Source organism: Microlunatus flavus (assembly GCF_900110855.1).
In the GTDB taxonomy this organism is placed as follows: Bacteria; Actinomycetota; Actinomycetes; order Propionibacteriales; family Propionibacteriaceae; genus Microlunatus; species Microlunatus flavus.
This window is the reverse complement of the sequence record NZ_FOFA01000001.1, coordinates 232,567-249,706: the sequence shown is the minus strand read 5'-3', so window position 1 is coordinate 249,706 and position 17,140 is coordinate 232,567. Positions and strand designations below refer to the sequence as shown.

Below are 17,140 nucleotides of genomic sequence, written 5' to 3'. Positions count from 1 at the left end.
GGCTCTTGGTCCGTCGCCGGCCCGCAGGGCAGTTCTCGGTCGGCGCATCCGGTGGTTCGTGACCGCGACGATCAGCTACAACGTGATCGAGGCCGTCGTCGCGATCACGGCGGGCAGCCACGCCTCCTCGAGCGCGTTGATCGGCTTCGGTCTCGACTCCGTCATCGAGGTGGCCTCGGCCGCTGCCGTCGCCTGGCAGTTCGCCGGACGGGACCCGGAGGCCAGGGAGAAGACCGCGTTGCGCATCATCGCGTTCTCCTTCTTCGGCCTCGCCGCCTTCGTCACCGTCGACGCCCTCCGGTCCCTGCTCGGCGCCGGGGGGGCCCAGCACTCCACCGTCGGGTTGGTCCTCGCCGCGGTCAGCCTCGCCGTGATGCCGCTGCTGTCGTACGGCCAGCGCCGGACCGGTCGCGAGCTGGGTTCCCTGTCGGCGGTCGCCGACTCCAAGCAGACGTTGCTCTGCACGTACCTCTCCGCGGTCCTGCTCGTCGGCCTCGCCCTGAACAGCCTCCTCGGCTGGTCCTGGGCGGATCCCGTCGCGGCTCTGGTCATCGCCGCGGTCGCGATCCGCGAGGGCGTGGAGGCCTGGCGTGGAGACGCTTGCTGCAGCCCCGACGCCGCCCTGCGCAGCAGCGGGAGAACCACCCCGACCGCCTGCGGGTGCGGGGCGAGCTGTACCGACGCCTGCTGCTCGGACTGAACCCGCCCTTCCCGCTGAACGGTCAGCAGGCGTGCTCCGCCCGGCGGTCGGCTGACGTCGCCGCGACGTGCGCCAGACTCGAGCGGTGATCGCGTCGCCCGTCGACCCACGGGATCAGACCGCCGAGGGTCGACGATCCCGCCTACCGCGCCTACTTCTGGGACAGCCCCGGAGCCTGCGACGAACGGGAGCTCACCGGGGCGGACCTCGACGAGGTGCTGGACTGGGTGCGGGCCGACAGCGGTGGCCGGCCGCACAGCCTGTGGGCGGTGGTGCGAAGCGGCGAGGACGTCGAACTCATCCGGCTGCGAGGCGTCGATCCGCCGGCCGACCCGAGCACCTGGCCGACCTGGGCCGAGGAAGCAAGGGTCTGACCGACGTCGGTGGAGGGTCCGCTACGGCGATTCGTCAGGGTCGTCGAGGCGGGTGAGCACGTCGGCAAGATCGGACGGAAAGACGACCTCGGTCGTGGTCCGCAGCTCGTCGATCGACCACCAGCGTTGGGCGGTGAAGACGCGCTGCTCGAGCTCGTTCCATCCCGCATCGGTCAGGACATCGCTGTCGACCTCGCAGAGGTAGTACTCCTCGGTCTGCTGGAGCCACTCGCCGTCGAACTCGAAGTCGGCCTCGCGTCGCAGCACGACCGGTCCCAGATCGGTGGGGAGGACCAGCCCGGCCTCTTCGAACGCCTCGCGACGCGCCGCTTCCGCGGGCGACTCCGCGAGCTCGCAGCCACCGCCGACGGTGAACCACCATTCACCTGCGTCGGGTCGGCCGGGGTCGCCACCACGGATCAGCAGCACCCGGGCCCGGTGGATCGGCAGCACCCGACCGGTTCGACGCGTCACCGTGTCCATCGAGCCATTGTGGTCGTACGGCGGTCGAGCGCGACGTGTGAGACGCGGGCCGCTCCCGAAGTCGGCCCGTCAGCCGGTCAGCGTACGACGACGGGCGGACCTTCGGCGGGCGCGAGGCTTCTTGCCTACCCGGTCGAGCCGGTCGTGCAAGGCTGCGCGCCATGTTCACCGAGGAGGAGCGCGAGGCGCTGCGTACCCGGCTGATCGGGTTCGCTCGCGAGGATGCTCGGGTTGTCGCTGCAGCCTCGCTGGGATCGGCAGCGCGTGGAGAGCTGGACCGGTGGTCCGACGTCGACCTCGCGCTACGTCTTGCTCCCGGGGTCGAGGTGGACGAGGTGGTCGAGGCGTGGACCGAGCTGGTCGCGCAGTCGGACCCCGTTGTTCTGGCCGCATGTCCAGCCCCTCGCCGGCGGTTCCCCTGTCGATGTGCTCTTCGGCGAGTTCCCGCGCAATCCCGTCGTCGCCGCAGTGGGCGAGCTCGATCGGTCGCGCTCAGCCGTTCGGATGGGATGGTTGTACGCGTTGCACCTGCGCTCGGCCCTCGGGCGCGGTCGGTGGTGGCAGGCGTTGTGGATGCTGCAGTCGGTCCGTGACGTCGTCGTCGGGCTCTACTGCCAGCGACTCGATCTGCCCCAGGCTGAAGGGCGCGGGGTCGACCGGCTGCCGGCCGACCTGCTCGACGGGCTGGTGCGGACCCACCCGAGCAGGGTCGAGCTCGAGCCGCTGTCGGCGTGCTTCGAGGTCGTGGCGCGTCTGCTTCTCGACGAGGCTGAGCGCCACGGCGTTCAGGTGTCGGCCGACCTCGCGGGCGTCCTGGGCGAGCTGACCCGTCGCGAGCAGGACCCGGTGTCGTGACGGCGTTTCCGGGACCTGATCTGGCGCGTCTTCGTCGAGAGCGTGTCGCATGGTTCGTCTGCGTGGGTCCTGACGGGTCGCCGCACGTGACTCCGGTGTGGTTCGTCTTCGCCGAAGGCACCTGGTGGGTCGCGACGGCGCGCCGCAACGTCAAGGTCCGCAACCTCCAGCTCGAGGACCAGGTGTCGCTGGCCCTGCCAGACCCGGATCGACCAGTGGTCGCGCAGGGTCGGGCCCGCATCCACTGGTCGGAGTTCCCTGCTGCGGTGTCGCAAGCCTTCGCTGCCAAGTACGACGACTGGGACATCGCGTCGGAGGAGCCCGACGGGCCACGGGTGCTCATCGAGGTCGAGACCAGCCGGTGGCTGTTCGCCGGCTAGCGCCGACGGTTCTCGCCGACGGCGATGCCGTCTGACCGGAGAACGGCGTAGGGGAGCGACGTGCTCCATGCCGCCCTCGAGCTCCGGATGTACCCGACACTGGAGTCATGTCCAGACCCGCGCCGGCTCAGGTGTGCCGAGCGCAGCGGACCAGGCGCCACCAGCAGGAGCGTCCGGTGCCTGATGGTGTTCCCAGCGGCGGCGCTGCTGTCTCTCGTGGCGGAACTCGTCCACCTGGGTGTGCCCTACTGCACGGGACCGGACGCGTGGACGGGTACGGCCCTCGTCGGGCAGATCGGTTCTTCGCTGGCCGTGCTGGCCTGGAACGCCTCCGTCCCTGCAGCACTCGTCGCTCTTGTCATGCTCACGGCGAAGCGCCTGCCTCGAGGTATGTCCGCGGCCGTGATGACGTGCGTGCTCTTCAGCGCAGCGGTTGTCGCCGCGATGATCGTGCTGGCGACGGACGACAGCTGACCGGCGTCCTGCTGCTCCTCTTCCTGCCGCTCTGGCTCCTCCTCGCGCTGATCCCGTTCATCGGGCTGACGTGGTTGCTCCACCGGCTGCGAGGGCGACGCACTGCACCGGCGCCGGTCGCTCGCTGATGCGCGCCCACCTGCTCTTCACGAGGGACCAGCAGAGGATGGCCGTGGGAGCGGTCTCCACAGCAGCACCAGTCGCACGAGGCGACGTGGCGCGCGACGCGTCAACTCCCTCTACGACGAATCGCCCAGGTCGTCGAGCGGGGACTTCCTCAGGGGAGCTGCCCGAGGGCGTCGGCGAGCAGGTCCACGCAGACGTCGAGCGTCGTCGCCGCAGAAGAGGTGCCCAGGCCTTCGCCGGACGGAGTCGACAGCCGCCGCTGACGGTGACGGCTCATGCGCCGGGAACGTCCCACCGCTGGGCGTCCGTCCAGTTGCAGCTGTAGAGCTGGAGCTGGACCCGGGACACCTCCTTGCCACGGGGGATGTCGAGGCACAGCCCTGACTGTCCGTGGAACAGGGTGCTCGGCCGGGGCGCTCACGAAGGACCACCAGCCTCTACCGCTGCCGACCCTCGTCATGGGTGCCCGCGGGAGCGTCGGCAGGTTCGTCCTCAGCGGTCTGCTGGAGCGGGGCGTGCCCGTCCGGGTGTCAGCCCGCCAGCCCCGACCCGGTCAGCTCGCCCCCGGGCTCGACGTCGTCCAGGCCGACCTCACCGACCGAGCCAGCCTCGGGCCGGCGTTCGAGGGCATGGGTCAGCTGTTCCTCCACGCGAACCACGAGGGTGTCGACGGCGTCATCGAGACGGCCAGGTCTGCGGGTGTCTCCCGGATCGTCCTGATGTCGTCGGGCAGCGTCATCCACCCGAGCTCGGCCGGCAACGCGATCACCGAGGAGCACCGCGAGGTCGAGAACGCCTTCGCCGGCTCGGGGCTCGAGGTGGTCCCGATCCGACCGCTCGTGCTCGCGACGAACGCACTCGCCTGGGCCGGCCCGATCAAGGCCGCCCGCTCGGTCGCGCTGTACCAGCCGGACGCGCTGACCGCGCCCGTCCACGAGCGCGACGTCGCCGCGGTGGCCGTCGCCGCCCTCACCGGGAACGACTCGGCGACGGTGAGCGAGCTGTTGACCGGTCCGGAGCGGATCACCCAGCGGCACCAGGTGCGGGCCATCGCGGCCGCCATCGGCGAGGACGTCACCGTCGCCGAGCTGCCGCGCGACCAGGCGTCGGCACGCTTCGCGCGGTTCATGCCACCGGCGGAGGCCGAGGCGGTGCTGCAGTTCCTCGACGACGCGGCCGCCGGCAGCTCGCCGGCCACCGACACCGTGCGCCGGGTCCTCGGGCGGCCGGCCACCGCGTTCGACGTCTGGGCGGTCGAGCACGCGGACGAGTTCTGAGCGCCGGGACTCCTGCCGCGTCGGCGAGGCGGTCACCGGGGGCGCGGAGTCGCCTGCGGTCATCCGGCCGGCGCGGGCGCCAGCAGCTCGACCCGGTTGCCGTGCCCGTCTGCGGTGTGGCAGCGCTCGTTGCCGGGGAAGCTGTGGCGCTGGGTCCAGTCGGCCACGAAGCCGAGCCGGGCCAGCCGGTCGGCGACCGCCTCCAGCTCGGCGACGCTGTCGAGCTGCAGCGCCGGGTGCGCCTTGAGCGCCGGCGTGAAGGGTTCCTCCACCCCGACGTGCACCTCCGCCAGGACCGTCTCGTCGGCGGCGAAGGAGCGGAACCAGACGCCGCCCTTCGCCTTCAGGTCCTCGGGCTTCTCGACCTCGGTCATCCCGAGGCCCTCGGCGTAGAAGCGGCGGGCGTCGTCCTCGCCGCCGCGAGGACCGGCGACCTGCACGTGGTGGAGCCTCATCGTTCCTCCTGCGACGGATCGGTCCCGAGGAACGTACGGCCCCGGTCGTCCAGGCGGACGGTGGCCTCGAGGACCGCTCCGGCGGCCACGTGCCGCTCAGGTCGCCGTCGACCGGCGTTCCGTGATCATCGTGCCCGCGCGCTCCAGGCGGGCCTCGGCCCGGACCGCCGGCAGGCGCCGGCTGATCTCGAGGGCGGCGAGCCCGTGCAGGGTGGCCCAGACGACCTCGGCCTCGACCTCGTCGCGATCGGCCACGGCGGCCTGGACGGCAGCGAAGGCACGGCGGAGCGGTTCGGGGCCGTCGCCGGTCCCGAAGGCCATGCCGGTCGGCATGGAGAACATCGCGTCGTACACGCGTGGGTTGCTCCGGGCGAAGTCGAGGTAGGCGCGCATCCGGGCGCGCGGCTCGGCCTCGACGGCCTCCAGGGCGTCCGCGATCGCGCTGAACCCGGCCAGGGCCACGGCGTCGAGCAGCGCCTGCCGGCCCGCGGGGAAGGCGGAGTAGAGGACAGGCTGGGTCACGCCGAGCTCGGCGGCGAGCCGCCGCATGGTGACCGCCTCCCACCCCTCGGCCTCCGCCACCCTCCGCGCGGCGCCCGTGATCCGGTCCCGCCGCAGGTCGAGGTCCGGAGCGGGTCGAGGAGCCACGACCCGCAACCTAGCAGAAGTACGTAACGACGCTAGCGAACCGACGACATCGTGTGCTAGCGTCGTTACACAACGTTGTTAGACAACCTTGGAAGGTTCCCCAGATGTCCATCGCCGCACTCGTCGTCGCCATCGCCGGCTGCCTCTTCATCCTCTTCATCGGCGCCCGTTTCCTCATCGCGCCCGCGGTCGCCACCGCCGGCTTCGGCGTCCCGCAGGACCGGCCCCGCGCCTTCACCAGCACCAAGGGCGTCCGCGACATCACCTCCGGCATCGTGCCCCTGGTGGTCCTCGCCGCCGGCGGACCGCACGTGTTCGGCTGGGCGCTCCTGGCCGCCACGATCACCCCGGTCGGCGACGCGATCATCGTCGTCACCAACGGCGGCACCCTCCGGCACGCGCTCAGCGTCCACGCCTCGACCGCGCTCGTCCTCGTCGTCGCCGGCCTCGTCCTCGCCCTGGGCTGACCAGCCGCTCGCTCCTTCCGCCCCGCACCACACCCACCGCGCTGCCCCGCCCCGCACCCACCGAGCGGAAGGACACGACCATGAGCACGCCCGACCAGCAGGCCGACCCGACCACCGCCACCACGGACGACGCGACCGTCGCCGCGGTCGTCCGCCGCTTCTACGAGCCCTTCCGCACCGGCGACACCAGCGCGTACGACGAGGTCCTCGCGCCCGAGTGGATCGACGTCCCCCTCGCCCCCGGGCAGGAGCAGGGACCCGGCGGGATGGCCGGCCAGATCGCCGCGTTCCGCCACGCCATGCCCGACTACGCCGTCACCCACGAGGACGTCATCGTCCAGGGCGACAAGGTCGCCGTCCGCAACACCGTCAGCGGCACCCACCAGGGCGCGTTCGTGGGCGTCCAGCCCACCGGCCGGCGCATCGAGATGCGCACCATGGACGTCCACCAGGTCCGCGACGGCAAGATCGTCGCCACCTGGCACCTCGAGGACTTCGCCGGCCTGATGGCCCAGCTCGACGCGCCCGCCGACGCGCCCACGCACCGCGCCTGGAGCTGAGCGGCGCCGGCTCCGGCCGGCGGCCGGATCCAACCCTGATCTGCTCCTGCCGGCCACCGAGGAGCCGGCGCCCACGGCCCGTGGCCCTCGTCGTAGGTTCCTGGGGCAGAGGGTTCGCTCAGGACGAGGAGGGTCGCACCGGTGCCTGGGTCGACGTCGCGACCGACGCTCGCGAGCTGGACGGGGCACCCTCGCCACGGACCGCTCCCCGCGATCCTGCTGCTGCTCACGCTGGGCACCGGGCTGGTCGACGCGATCAGCATCCTGCGGCTCGGGCGGGTCTTCGTGGCGAACATGACGGGCAACGTCGTCTTCATCGGGTTCGCCCTCGCCGGGGCCCCGGGCTTCTCGCTCCTCGGCTCGGTCGTCGCCCTGGTGACGTTCCTGCTGGGTGCTGCGGTGGGAGGGTTCCTCATCGGCCGCTTCGCCGGCCACCGGGGGCGGCTCCTGCGCAACGCGCTGCTCGCGCAGCTCCTGCTGTTCCTGGTCGCGCTGGGCATCACCCCCGACCTGGCGGACCTCGCGGTGCAGCTGGCCGTGCTGGGGGTGGCGGCGTTCCCCCTCGGCGTCCAGAACTCGGTGGTGCGCCACCTCGCCGTGCCGGACATGACCACGACCGTCCTCACCATGACCCTGACCGGCATCGGCGCCGACCTCCGCCGGGGTGACCTCGCCACGGCGGCCCGACGCGTCGTCGCCGTCGTGAGCATGCTGGTCGGCGCCCTGGTCGGCGCCCTCCTGGTCCTCGGCGAGGGTGTGCCGGCAGCCCTCGTGGCGGTGGTCGCCGTCACGGCGGCGGCGCTGGTCGCCGCAGCGGCCGCGAGCAGGGGCGAGCCCGACTGGGCGGTTCCGCGAGCCTGAGGTCGCGCCCGACCGGAGGGGTCAGGCTCCGGTGGTGGCGGCCTGCACCGCGGCGTACGTCTCGTCGAACAGCTCCGTGAGCGGGCGGTCCTCCTCGAGCCAGCGGGTGAAGCCGACCCGGAACACGAGCACCCCGACCTCGGCGGCGAGCGTGGCGGTCGCCTCGTCGACGCCGCGCACCCGGAGGGCACCCCGGAGCGCGTCGGTCAGCGTCGCCAGCTTCATCAGCTCGCGCTCGAGCAGCACGGGGTTGTCCGCGAGCACGGCCTGGCGACGGCCGGCGTGCGCGCGGCGGTCCGCGAAGAACGCCGCGCTCGCCCCGAGCCCGGCCCGGACGGCCTCCTGCGGCGAGGCCTCGGGCGGGGCATCTTCGACGGCCTCGACCATGGCCTGGGCCAGCGCCACGGACCCGTCGAAGAGGACCTCGCGCTTATCGCTGAAGTGGCGGAAGAAGGTGCGCTCGGTGAGCCCGGCGGCCGCGGCGATGTCGGCGACGGTCGTGGCGTCGTAGCCGCGCTCCTCGAACAGCGCCAACCCGGCCTGCGTGAGCCGGCTCCGTGCGTCCGGCTGCCAGCGACCCATGAGGCGATCCTAGGCGACGACAGCTACTGACATCACGGTGCTACGCTCATGTCAGTCACTGACATCGAGGAGGAACCATGCACGTCTTCGTCACCGGCGGGTCCGGCTTCATCGGCTCGGCGGTCGTCCCCGAGCTGCTCGGCGCGGGGCACACCGTGGTGGGCCTCGCGCGCTCTGACGCTTCGGCCGAACGGCTGGCCGCCGCCGGCGCGGACGTCCTGCGCGGCGAGCTGGCCGACCTCGACGTGCTCCGGCGCGGGGCGAGCGAGGCCGACGGGACCATCCACCTCGGCTTCGTCCACGACTTCGCGAACTTCGCCGCCGCCGGCGTCACCGACGCGACCGCGATCACCGCGATGGCCGAGGCGCTGGAGGGCACGGGCAAGGCCCTCGTCACCGCGTCGGGCGTCCTCGGGCTGCCCGCGGGCCGGGTCGTCACCGAGCGCGACGAACCCGCCCAGGCGCACCGGGCCACCGCCCTCGCCTTCGCCGGGCGCGGGGTGCGGGCGTCCGCCGTACGGCTGGCGCCCACGGTGCACGGGGCCGGTGACCACGGGTTCGTGCCCGCGCTGATCGGCATCGCGCAGCGGCAGGGCGTCTCCGCGACGATCGGGGACGGGCGCAACACCTGGCCGGCCGTCCACCGCTCCGACGCCGCCCGGTTGTTCCGGCTGGCCGTCGAGTCGGCGCCCGCGGGATCGACGCTGCACGCGACCGCGGAGGAGGGCGTCGAGACGCGCGCGATCGCCGAGGCCATCGGCCGCCACCTCGGCCTGCCCGTCACCGCCGTCGAGCCCGGCGCGGCGGCGGAGGAGCACTTCGGCTGGATGGCGCGGATGTTCGCGATGGACGTCCGTGCGTCGCACGCCCTGACCAGCGAGCTGCTCGGCTGGGAGCCGACCGGGCCGGGCCTCCTGCAGGACCTGGACGAGGCCTACTTCACCCCGCAGGCCTGAGGGCGGTCTGCCCGACGTCTGCTCGACCTTCTCGAGCCTGCGCGCCTTGCGAAGCGCGCAGACTTGGCAAGATCGAGCAGACGCCACCCGGTGAGCGGCAAGTGGCTGGCGGACGGAGGGCGGGGGCTCAGACGACGACCGTCATCCCGCCGTCGACGAACACCGTCTGCCCGTCGACGAAGTCGGAGGCGGGGGACGCGAGCCAGACCGCGGGTCCGACGAGGTCGGCGGTCGTGCCCCAGCGCCGGGCCGGGGTGCGGCCGACGACCCACTGGGTGAACTGCTCGTCGTCGACGAGCGCCTGGGTCATCTCCGTCGCCAGGTAGCCGGGCGCGAGCGCGTTGACGTGCACGCCCGAGCCGGCCCACTCGGCGGCCATCGCGCGGGTCAGCGTGCGCAGCCCGCCCTTGGCCGCCGTGTACGGGGCGATGCCGGGCCGCGCGAGGTCGGACTGCACCGACGCGACGTTGATGATCTTGCCGCGCCCCCTGCTGATCATGCTCCGCGCGACGGCACGGCCGACGAGGAAGGCGCTGGTCAGGTCGGTCTCGACGACCCGGCGCCAGTCGGCGACGTCGAGGTCGACCAGCGGCACGCGGTGCTGCACGCCGGCGTTGTTGACCAGCACCCCGACCGGGCCCACCTCGGCCTCCACCGCGGCGACGGCGCGCTCGACCTGGTCGGCGTCGGTGACGTCGAACCCGTACGCGTGCACCCGGCCTTCCCCGAGCTCGGCGGCCAGCTCGTCGCGGGTCCGCGCCAGCCGCTCGGGGTCGCGACCGTTGAGGACGACCGTCGCCCCCGCCCCGGCCAGCCCCTCGGCGAGCGCGCGCCCGATGCCGCGGCTGGAGCCGGTCACGAGCACGACCGTCCCGGTCAGGTCGAACAGGGCGGGGACGTCGGGCACGGGCACCGGCCCATCCCACCACCGGGGCCCTCGGGCCCGGTGCGCGGCTACGCTCCGCGCGTGCCCACGCTCACCACCGCCGCGCTCGAGCTCGCGTACGCCGACGAGGGCCCGCGCGACGGCGACCCGGTGCTCCTGCTGCACGGGTGGCCGGACGCCGCCCGCGGTTGGGCGCCGGTGGCGCGCCGGCTGACCGACGTGGGGCACCGGGTGCTGCTGCCCGACTGGCGGGGCACCGGGGGCACCCGCTTCCGGTCGGCGGAGACGGTGCGCGACGCCACGGCGTACGCGCTCGCGGCCGACGTGCTCGACCTCGCCGACGGCCTCGGGCTCGATCGGTTCGCGGTCGTCGGGCACGACTGGGGTGCACGGGTCGCGTACGTGCTCGCCGCGCTCGTGCCCGAGCGGCTGAGCAGCATCGCCGGGCTCGCGCTGGCGTACCAGCCGCGCGGCGAGTTCCGCTTCCCGTCGTGGGCCCAGGCGCAGAACTTCTGGTACCAGTGGCTGATGTACGTCGACGCGGGCGCGCAGGCCGTGCGGGAGGACCCCGTCGGCTTCGCGCGCCGGCAGTGGGAGACGTGGAGCCCGCCGGGCTGGTGGGACGAGGCCGAGCTCGAGGCGACGGCGGACGCCGCGTTCCGGCACCCGGACTGGCCGGCCACGACGCTCAACGGCTACCTCTCGCGCTTCCTCGCCGACGAGCCGGTCGACCCCCGCCACGACGACCTGCGCCGCCGGGTCGCGCAGGTCGACCACCTGACGGTGCCGACGCTGATGGTGCAGGGCGCCGCGGACACGTGCGACCCGCCGTCGGAGTCCGAGGGGCTCGAGGACCACTTCGACGCCTACCGGCGCGTCGTGCTCGACGGCGTCGGGCACTTCCCGCAGCGGGAGGCGCCGGACGCCGTGGCCGACCTCGTGCTGGCGCACCTCGCCGCCCACCGCTGAGCCGGGACGCCGGGCGCGGCCGTCGCCAGCGGGTCAGTGCGGCGCGGTGAGGGCGGCGAGGTAGCGCTCCGTCATCCGCTGCTGCAGGCCGCGTCCCACGGGTCCGGCCAGCCGGGTGAACCAGCGCCCCGGCACGGAGAACGCCCGAATGCGCGCCTCGACGACGTCACCCACCAGCGTCACCTCGAAGCGCTCCTCGCCTCGCTCCGGGTGGCCCTCGAGCGTCCCGTACGCGAAGCCGACCCGCTCCGCCTCGCGGGTCAGGGCGACGACCTCGACCGGGGCGCGGACGAGGACCGGCCCGACGCCGAGGGTGAGCACCGCCCGGGCGCCGAGCGCGACGTCGCCCGCGGCCGTGACGCGGACGCCGGCCCGACGCTGAACCTCCCAGGCCAGCAGCCGTGCGGTCGCGACGTCGAACCACGCGCGTCCCTGGCCGACGGTCCGGCGGACGTCGAGATGGTGGTACCCCGGTGGCAGGGGATCGGCCGTGGCCCCGACCTCGGGGTAGGTGAGCCGCAGCGCTCCCAGCGACCGGAGGTCCCGCGCGCGGCTCACGGCGCCCAGCGGCTCAGCGTCTGAGCGAGCAGCCGGTCGAAGAGCTCGAGGAGGTCGACCGCCGGGTCGAGCAGCCACTGCAGCTCGATGCCGTCCATCGCGGCGACGAACAGCCGGGCCTCCTGCCGTAGCTGGGCGTCGCCCATGGCCGCGACCTCCCCGTCCGCGACCGCCTCCCGCAGGTGCACGACGTGCTCGGCGACGACCGCGGCGTAGCGCTGCTGGACGAAGGGCCGGGCCGGGTGGTCGGGGCTCGTGGCCTCGGCCGTGAGCGTGAGGAACAGCTCGATCAGGCCGGGGTGGTCGGCGTTGAAGAGCATGGCCTCGCGCATGCTGCGGATCCAGTCGAGCCCGCGCAGCCCGTCGATCCCGGCCGGGCGGCTCTCGCGGGCCCACTCCTCCAGCACCGCGGCGAGCAGGCCCTCCTTGGTGCCGAAGTACTGCACCAGGGAGGCCGAGGAGACCCCGACGCGCTCGCCGATGGTGCGCAGCGAGGCACCGTGGTAGCCGCGCTCGGCGAACACCTGCGTCGCCGAGCGGACGATGGCCGAGCGGCGCTCGACCCCCTTGCGGTACGGGCCTCGCCCGGGGCGCACGACGCCCTGCTGCTCCACCCGTCCGTCCGAGGTCGTACCCGGTCCGACCGTCACCGCTCACCCCCTCGACCCCGCGTTGCATGAAAAATTAGCAGGTGGTTAGTATTCGTGGGAAGCGACGGCCAGGGCGGCCGTGCAGCGGACGAGGAGAACGATGGCTTCCAGCGGTCCCGTCGGCGTCGGGTTCATCGGCACCGGCATGATCAGCACGACCTACCTGGAGAACCTGACCCGGTTCCCGGACGTGAAGGTGGTCGCCCTCGGCGACCTCAACACCGAGGTCGCGCGCGCCCAGGCCGAACGGTTCGGGATCCCGACCTGGGGCAGCCCCGACGAGGTGCTGGCGCACCCCGAGGTGGAGCTCGTCGTCAACCTGACCCTGCCCGCGTTCCACGCCGAGGTGGCGAGCCGCGCGGTCGCCGCCGGCAAGCACGTCTGGTCGGAGAAGCCGATCAGCACCGACCGCGAGAGCGGGCGCGAGCTGCTGGCGCAGGCCGCGGCGGCGGGCGTCCTCGTCGGCTGCGCGCCCGACACCGTCCTCGGCCCGGGCGTCCAGAGCGCCCGCCGGGCGATCGCCCGCGGCGACATCGGCGAGCCCCTGTCGGCCCAGACCGTCATGCAGTACGCGGGGCCGGACATCTTCCACCCGAACCCCGACTTCTACTTCGCCCCCGGCGGCGGCCCAGTCCTGGACATGGGCCCGTACTACCTGACCACCCTGGTGCAGGTCTTCGGCTCGGTGGGCAGCATCGCCGCCTTCGGCGGCATCGGGCGCGGCCAGCGCTCCGTGCAGGTGGGCCCGCGCACGGGTCAGACCTTCGACGTCACGGTCCCGACCTTCGTGTCGGCCATCGCCTCCTACGTCGACGGCGGCGTCAGCCAGAGCCTCTTCAGCTTCGAGTCCCCGCTCAAGCGCCAGGGGGTCGTGGAGATCACCGGGACGGAGGGCACGCTCGTCGTCCCGGACCCGAACCGCTTCACCGGCGAGGTCCGGATCGCCCGCGGTCCGGTGCTCGGCAACGCCACCACCCCCGAGGAGGTGCGCGAGGTCAACTCGGCCCCGCAGACCTGGGAGGACGTCGAGGTCAAGGGCGTGTACGCCGAGCGCGGGCTCGGGGTCCTCGACCTCGCCCGTGCCGCCCGGACGGGCGGCCGCCCGCTCGCGTCCGGCGACCTCGCGTACCACGTGCTCGACACGCTCCTCGCGATCGAGGACTCCGTCCGCGAGGGCCGGGTCGTCGACGTCGAGAGCCGGGTCGACCGCGTGCCGCTGGTGGCCGACGACTTCGACCCCTTCGCCTCGACCCTCTGACCCGTACGGGCCACACCCCCACCGCAGCGACTCCCCAACGCAGGACGGAGCACCACCATGCCCAAGCCCGAGATCTCGGTGCAGCTGTACTCGATCCACCACGAGCTCGACCAGGACCTCGACGGTTCGCTGGCCAAGCTCGCGGAGACCGGCCTGACGACGGTCGAGGCCTTCGACTTCGTCCGCCGCGCGGACGCGCTCAAGGCGTCGTTCGAGCGCTACGGCCTCCGCTCGCCGACCGCGCACGCGGTCCTCGTCGAGCAGACGGCGAACACGCCCGACGGGCTGCTCACCCGCCCGCCGGCCGAGGAGGTCTTCGCCGCGGCCAAGACCCTCGGCGTCGAGGTCGTCATCGACCCGCACGTCCCGCTGGCCAAGTGGCAGACGCGCGAGGACGTGCAGCGCACGGCCGAGCGGCTGAACGAGGTCTCGGCCCAGGCCGCGGAGCAGGGCCTGCGCGTCGGCTACCACAACCACGACCACGAGCTCTCCTCGAAGATCGACGGCCGGTCGGCGCTCGAGGTGTTCGCGGGCCTGCTCGACGAGTCGGTGCTGCTCGAGGTCGACCTCTACTGGGCCACCGCCGGCGGCGTCGACCCGGTCCGGCTGCTGCAGGGTCTCGGGGACCGCGTGGTCGCCGTGCACGTCAAGGACGGGCCCATGCGCGAGGGCATCACCTCGCGGCAGCTGCCGAAGGACCAGGCCCCGGCCGGCACCGGCGACGTGCCGCTCGCGGAGGCGCTCAAGGCGGCGAGCAGCGCGCAGTACGCCGTCATCGAGTACGACCACTACGAGGGCGACACGTTCGAGGGCATCCGCCAGAGCTACGCCTGGCTGAAGGGCCAGCTCGAGGGCTGAGCACGCAGACCGGCGCCGGGCACCGGCGGCCGCGTCGAGCACCGAGGGGGGACGCTCGACGGCCGGCGGTGCCCGGTGCTGCTGCGTCCGGGGCCGGGAGCGGGCCGCGTCAGGCCCGCTCGTCGGTGGTGCCCGATCGCCCGGAAGGCCCGCAGGGCTGGGGCCGGTCACCTACGCTGACGCCCGAGACGGAGGTGCGTACGTGGTGATCGTGGTCAGGGCCGGGCTGCTGGTGGCGGGTGCCGCCGCGCTGCTGGCGACCGCATGCTCGGCGACCCCGGAGCCCGCGCAGACCCCCGGACCGACCGTGACGTTCGAGTCGCCGACCCCGTCGGAGACCGCGTCCGCCGGCGCCTGCCCGGACGGGTCCTACCGCGTGACCGGCCTCGAGGGCCGCGGCGAGGCGGCCGCCATCGGCAAGGGCACCGGCGGCGACATCGACGCCGACTTCACCGACGGGACGTTCACCATCAGCTCCGACGGCGCCCAGCCCGTCACGGTGGACATCGGCCCGACGAACGCGCAGCTGCGCTTCGACGGCACGATCAGCGGCACGTACGCGGGGGAGCCCTCGGCGCTGCGCCTGACCACGAAGAGCGCCGACGGCGACGTGAGCATCAAAGGCTTCGGCTTCACCCGGACCCGCTCGGCCAGCGAGCTCGCCGGCCAGCTGCTCGGCAAGGGCGTCACCGCCCAGGTCACCTGCGACGACGCCGCCGGCACCGCCGCCGTCACCCTCCCCAACGCGAGCCTGACGCTCAAGAAGTCGTAGCCGCGTACCTCCTGCCTCCGCGTCGATCCGGGACTGCCGGTCGACCCCTGAGCCCGGAGCGAGCCGGGCCGAGGGGGCGAGCACGCCACATCCAGCCATCGCCGATGGGCGAGGCTCGCCGGCGGCACTTGTCCCCGGTTGCGGGTGCTCTTCTCGCCCTGCCGGTGCGGCAGAGCCCCTGCATCTCACGCTGTCGTGAGATGCAGGGCCCCGGTACGTGCCGAACCGAAGCGGAGGCAGAGGTCAGCGGGTCAGCGGGTCAGGGGATCAGGCTGACCTTGATCGACTCCTTGCCGCTGCCGACGAGGTCGAGGCCGTGCTGGAAGTCGGCGAGCGGGAGCTGGTGGGTGCAGATCTGGTCCAGGGGGAGCGCGCCCGACTCGATCAGCCGGATCGCCGCACCCCAGGTGTGGGGGCCGAGGTGGGCGCCCAGGACGTTCAGCTCCTTGTCGTCGCTGATGATCGTCCAGTCGACGCTGGCCTCCGCGCCGAAGACGCTGTACTCGACGTAGCGACCCATCTTGCGCAGCAGGTTCAGGCCCTGGCCGACCGCGGACGGGTGCCCGCTGCCCTCGAGGTAGACGTCGGCGCCCCAGCCGTCGGTGAGCTCCAGGACCCTGGCCACGGCGTCCTCCGAGGCGATGTTGATCGTCACGTCGGCGCCGGTGGCCCGCGCGATGCCGAGCTTGGTGTCGTCCATGTCCAGGCCGACGACGAGCTTGGGGTTCTTCGCCTTGGCGCCGGCGATCATGCCCAGGCCGATCGGTCCGCAGCCCGCGACGACGACGACGTCGTCGAAGGTCAGCTGGGCCCGCTCGACCGCGTGCAGCGCGCACGACAGCGGCTCGGCGAAGGCCGCGTGGGCCGGCGGCAGGTCGGCGCTGATCTTGTGGACGAGCGAGCCGGCCGGGAAGATCATGTACGACGCCATCGCGCCCGGGGTGGCGTGCCGGAAGCCGAAGATGTCGTGGGTCGCGCACATGTGGTACGCCCCGTCGAGGCAGTAGCGGCACGTCCAGTCCGGGACGATCTGCTCGGCGACGACCCGGTCGCCCGGCGACACGCCCCACTTGGCGGCCGCCGCGTCGTCGACCTGGACGATCCGCCCGACGAACTCGTGACCGGGGATCACGGGGGTCTCGACGTACGCCGTGCGGTGCTCGTCGCCCCAGAACTTGACCGCGCCGTGGTAACACTTCAGGTCGCTCGCGCAGATGCCGACGGCCTCGACCTGGACGAGGGCCTCGCCCGGGCCCGGCTGGGGGACCGGCACCTCCTCCATCCGGTAGTCCTCCGGCCCGTGGCAGACGACGGCCTGCATCGTCTCGGGGAGCGCGCTGCTCGTCGTGGTCTGGGTGGCCTCGGACGTCATCGGGCGGACCTCTCTGGTGGGGTGGTGCGCGGGCAGGCGGGAGCCGGACCGGGCGCGGGAAGACGGCTCCACGCTAACCACCGCCCGGCGCGCGGCCGCAGGGACCCGCGTCCGCACCGACCGGGCGGTCGCCTCAGTCGGTCAGGCTGTCCTCGTAGTCGACGATCTCGTCCACGTTGGCCTTCGAGTGGCTGGACGGGTCGAAGGCGTACCCGAGCCACTCCCGCGCGAGCCGACGGGCGAGCTGCAGGCCGATGACGCGCTCGCCCAGGGTGAGGATCTGGCAGTCGTTGGACAGGATCGAGCGCTCGACGCTGAACGAGTCGTGCGCGACCGTCGCGCGGATGCCCTTGACCTTGTTGGCGGAGATCGCCACACCGATGCCGGTGCCGCAGACGAGGATCGCCCGGTCCGCCTCGCCCTTCATGATCTTGGTCGCCGCGGCGATCGCGACCGACGGGTAGGTGCCGGCGGTGGGGTCGGACTCGTTGACGCCGAGGTCCTCGACGCTGGCCACGCGCGGGTCCTCGCGCGCGTCGGCCAGCAGCGCGTCCTTGTAGCGGTAGCCGGCGCTGTCGCCGCCGAGCAGGAGACGGATGCCCTCGGGCACGTGATCGAC

25 protein-coding genes are annotated in these 17,140 nt (G+C 73.2%); 14 read left to right on the top strand and 11 right to left on the bottom strand.

The genetic code is table 11. The annotated features are described in order from the left end of the window. The first annotated feature begins 58 nt into the window (after nt 1-58). Complete coding sequence (locus BMY04_RS01190; RefSeq protein WP_332452303.1) at nt 59-700, top strand: cation efflux transmembrane domain-containing protein; 642 nt, start codon at nt 59-61, stop codon at nt 698-700. Between the two features lie 395 nt (nt 701-1,095). Here BMY04_RS01190 and BMY04_RS01185 read toward each other — a convergent pair whose 3' ends face one another. Further along, complete coding sequence (locus BMY04_RS01185) at nt 1,096-1,557, bottom strand: NUDIX hydrolase (protein WP_091177303.1); 462 nt, start codon at nt 1,555-1,557, stop codon at nt 1,096-1,098. Between the two features lie 161 nt (nt 1,558-1,718). Here BMY04_RS01185 and BMY04_RS23655 point away from each other — a divergent pair, with 161 nt between their 5' ends. The 4 genes from BMY04_RS23655 to BMY04_RS01170 all read left to right on the top strand — a co-directional run bounded on the left by BMY04_RS23655 (nt 1,719) and on the right by BMY04_RS01170 (nt 3,266). Beyond that, on the top strand, nt 1,719-2,150 hold the full coding sequence (locus BMY04_RS23655) for a nucleotidyltransferase domain-containing protein (RefSeq protein WP_408630428.1): 432 nt from the start codon (nt 1,719-1,721) through the stop codon (nt 2,148-2,150). Beyond that, nucleotides 2,071-2,412 carry a hypothetical protein gene (locus BMY04_RS01180; RefSeq protein ID WP_139209698.1) on the top strand — a complete coding sequence of 114 codons (342 nt, stop codon included), beginning with the start codon at nt 2,071-2,073 and terminating at the stop codon, nt 2,410-2,412. Before BMY04_RS23655 ends, BMY04_RS01180 begins: the two co-directional genes overlap by 80 nt. Next, nucleotides 2,409-2,792 (top strand): pyridoxamine 5'-phosphate oxidase family protein, encoded by a 384-nt coding sequence (locus tag BMY04_RS01175; RefSeq protein WP_091177301.1) that lies wholly within the window; start codon nt 2,409-2,411, stop codon nt 2,790-2,792. The genes BMY04_RS01180 and BMY04_RS01175 overlap by 4 nt, the downstream gene beginning before the upstream one ends. A 183-nt stretch (nt 2,793-2,975) precedes the next feature. Next, on the top strand, nt 2,976-3,266 hold the full coding sequence (locus BMY04_RS01170) for a hypothetical protein (RefSeq protein ID WP_091177300.1): 291 nt from the start codon (nt 2,976-2,978) through the stop codon (nt 3,264-3,266). Nucleotides 3,267-3,543: 277 nt separating this feature from the next. Here BMY04_RS01170 and BMY04_RS23490 read toward each other — a convergent pair whose 3' ends face one another. Together BMY04_RS23490 and BMY04_RS23650 are read right to left on the bottom strand one after the other, a co-directional pair. Continuing rightward, the gene (locus tag BMY04_RS23490; RefSeq protein WP_269766179.1) at nt 3,544-3,669 is read right to left on the bottom strand and encodes a hypothetical protein; all 126 of its coding nucleotides are present in this window, start codon (nt 3,667-3,669) and stop codon (nt 3,544-3,546) included. Beyond that, nucleotides 3,666-3,791, bottom strand: coding sequence for an RICIN domain-containing protein (locus BMY04_RS23650; RefSeq protein WP_170853985.1), 126 nt, complete (start codon nt 3,789-3,791; stop codon nt 3,666-3,668). The genes BMY04_RS23490 and BMY04_RS23650 overlap by 4 nt, the downstream gene beginning before the upstream one ends. Nucleotides 3,792-3,850: 59 nt before the next feature. Here BMY04_RS23650 and BMY04_RS01165 point away from each other — a divergent pair, with 59 nt between their 5' ends. After that, a complete protein-coding gene (locus BMY04_RS01165; RefSeq protein ID WP_170853936.1) occupies nt 3,851-4,669 on the top strand; it encodes an NAD(P)H-binding protein in 819 nt (272 codons plus the stop codon). Between the two features lie 59 nt (nt 4,670-4,728). Here BMY04_RS01165 and BMY04_RS01160 read toward each other — a convergent pair whose 3' ends face one another. Beyond that, the gene (locus BMY04_RS01160; protein WP_091177298.1) at nt 4,729-5,124 is read right to left on the bottom strand and encodes a VOC family protein; all 396 of its coding nucleotides are present in this window, start codon (nt 5,122-5,124) and stop codon (nt 4,729-4,731) included. A 96-nt stretch (nt 5,125-5,220) separates the two neighbouring features. Next, nucleotides 5,221-5,772 (bottom strand): TetR/AcrR family transcriptional regulator, encoded by a 552-nt coding sequence (locus tag BMY04_RS01155; RefSeq protein WP_091177297.1) that lies wholly within the window; start codon nt 5,770-5,772, stop codon nt 5,221-5,223. A 104-nt stretch (nt 5,773-5,876) separates the two neighbouring features. Between BMY04_RS01155 and BMY04_RS01150 the strand changes: the two genes are divergently transcribed. The 3 genes from BMY04_RS01150 to BMY04_RS01140 all read left to right on the top strand — a co-directional run bounded on the left by BMY04_RS01150 (nt 5,877) and on the right by BMY04_RS01140 (nt 7,660). Then, the gene (locus BMY04_RS01150; protein ID WP_091177296.1) at nt 5,877-6,239 is read left to right on the top strand and encodes a DUF4267 domain-containing protein; all 363 of its coding nucleotides are present in this window, start codon (nt 5,877-5,879) and stop codon (nt 6,237-6,239) included. An 80-nt stretch (nt 6,240-6,319) separates the two neighbouring features. Further along, entirely contained in the window at nt 6,320-6,799 is a 480-nt protein-coding gene (locus BMY04_RS01145; RefSeq protein ID WP_091177295.1) for an ester cyclase, read from the top strand. A gap of 141 nt (nt 6,800-6,940) precedes the next feature. Continuing rightward, nucleotides 6,941-7,660, top strand: coding sequence for a YoaK family protein (locus tag BMY04_RS01140; protein ID WP_091177294.1), 720 nt, complete (start codon nt 6,941-6,943; stop codon nt 7,658-7,660). A 21-nt stretch (nt 7,661-7,681) separates the two neighbouring features. On the opposite strand, the gene BMY04_RS01135 is transcribed toward BMY04_RS01140, so the two are convergent. After that, nucleotides 7,682-8,242 (bottom strand): TetR/AcrR family transcriptional regulator, encoded by a 561-nt coding sequence (locus tag BMY04_RS01135; protein ID WP_091177293.1) that lies wholly within the window; start codon nt 8,240-8,242, stop codon nt 7,682-7,684. Nucleotides 8,243-8,319: 77 nt separating this feature from the next. Between BMY04_RS01135 and BMY04_RS01130 the strand changes: the two genes are divergently transcribed. After that, nucleotides 8,320-9,198, top strand: coding sequence for an SDR family oxidoreductase (locus BMY04_RS01130; protein ID WP_091177292.1), 879 nt, complete (start codon nt 8,320-8,322; stop codon nt 9,196-9,198). 127 nt (nt 9,199-9,325) lie between these two features. On the opposite strand, the gene BMY04_RS01125 is transcribed toward BMY04_RS01130, so the two are convergent. Then, nucleotides 9,326-10,111 (bottom strand): SDR family oxidoreductase, encoded by a 786-nt coding sequence (locus BMY04_RS01125; RefSeq protein ID WP_232506022.1) that lies wholly within the window; start codon nt 10,109-10,111, stop codon nt 9,326-9,328. Nucleotides 10,112-10,165: 54 nt separating this feature from the next. On the opposite strand from BMY04_RS01125, the gene BMY04_RS01120 reads away from it, so the two are divergent. After that, nucleotides 10,166-11,053 carry an alpha/beta fold hydrolase gene (locus tag BMY04_RS01120; RefSeq protein ID WP_091177291.1) on the top strand — a complete coding sequence of 296 codons (888 nt, stop codon included), beginning with the start codon at nt 10,166-10,168 and terminating at the stop codon, nt 11,051-11,053. Nucleotides 11,054-11,086: 33 nt separating this feature from the next. On the opposite strand, the gene BMY04_RS01115 is transcribed toward BMY04_RS01120, so the two are convergent. Both BMY04_RS01115 and BMY04_RS01110 read right to left on the bottom strand, forming a co-directional pair. After that, complete coding sequence (locus BMY04_RS01115; protein ID WP_232506021.1) at nt 11,087-11,611, bottom strand: DUF1990 domain-containing protein; 525 nt, start codon at nt 11,609-11,611, stop codon at nt 11,087-11,089. After that, nucleotides 11,608-12,261: a TetR/AcrR family transcriptional regulator gene (locus BMY04_RS01110; protein WP_091177290.1), complete on the bottom strand. Its 654-nt coding sequence runs from the start codon at nt 12,259-12,261 to the stop codon at nt 11,608-11,610. Before BMY04_RS01110 ends, BMY04_RS01115 begins: the two co-directional genes overlap by 4 nt. Before the next feature lie 100 nt (nt 12,262-12,361). On the opposite strand from BMY04_RS01110, the gene BMY04_RS01105 reads away from it, so the two are divergent. The 3 genes from BMY04_RS01105 to BMY04_RS01095 all read left to right on the top strand — a co-directional run bounded on the left by BMY04_RS01105 (nt 12,362) and on the right by BMY04_RS01095 (nt 15,149). After that, complete coding sequence (locus BMY04_RS01105; RefSeq protein WP_091177289.1) at nt 12,362-13,519, top strand: Gfo/Idh/MocA family protein; 1,158 nt, start codon at nt 12,362-12,364, stop codon at nt 13,517-13,519. 57 nt (nt 13,520-13,576) lie between these two features. Beyond that, a complete protein-coding gene (locus BMY04_RS01100; protein WP_091177288.1) occupies nt 13,577-14,377 on the top strand; it encodes a sugar phosphate isomerase/epimerase family protein in 801 nt (266 codons plus the stop codon). A gap of 202 nt (nt 14,378-14,579) precedes the next feature. Beyond that, entirely contained in the window at nt 14,580-15,149 is a 570-nt protein-coding gene (locus BMY04_RS01095; RefSeq protein WP_091177287.1) for a hypothetical protein, read from the top strand. A 259-nt stretch (nt 15,150-15,408) separates the two neighbouring features. On the opposite strand, the gene BMY04_RS01090 is transcribed toward BMY04_RS01095, so the two are convergent. Next, nucleotides 15,409-16,521, bottom strand: a complete 1,113-nt coding sequence (locus BMY04_RS01090; protein ID WP_232506020.1) for an alcohol dehydrogenase catalytic domain-containing protein — start codon at nt 16,519-16,521, stop codon at nt 15,409-15,411. A gap of 133 nt (nt 16,522-16,654) precedes the next feature. Further along, nucleotides 16,655-17,131: a ribose-5-phosphate isomerase gene (locus BMY04_RS01085; protein WP_198409872.1), complete on the bottom strand. Its 477-nt coding sequence runs from the start codon at nt 17,129-17,131 to the stop codon at nt 16,655-16,657. Between the last annotated feature and the right edge of the window lie 9 nt (nt 17,132-17,140).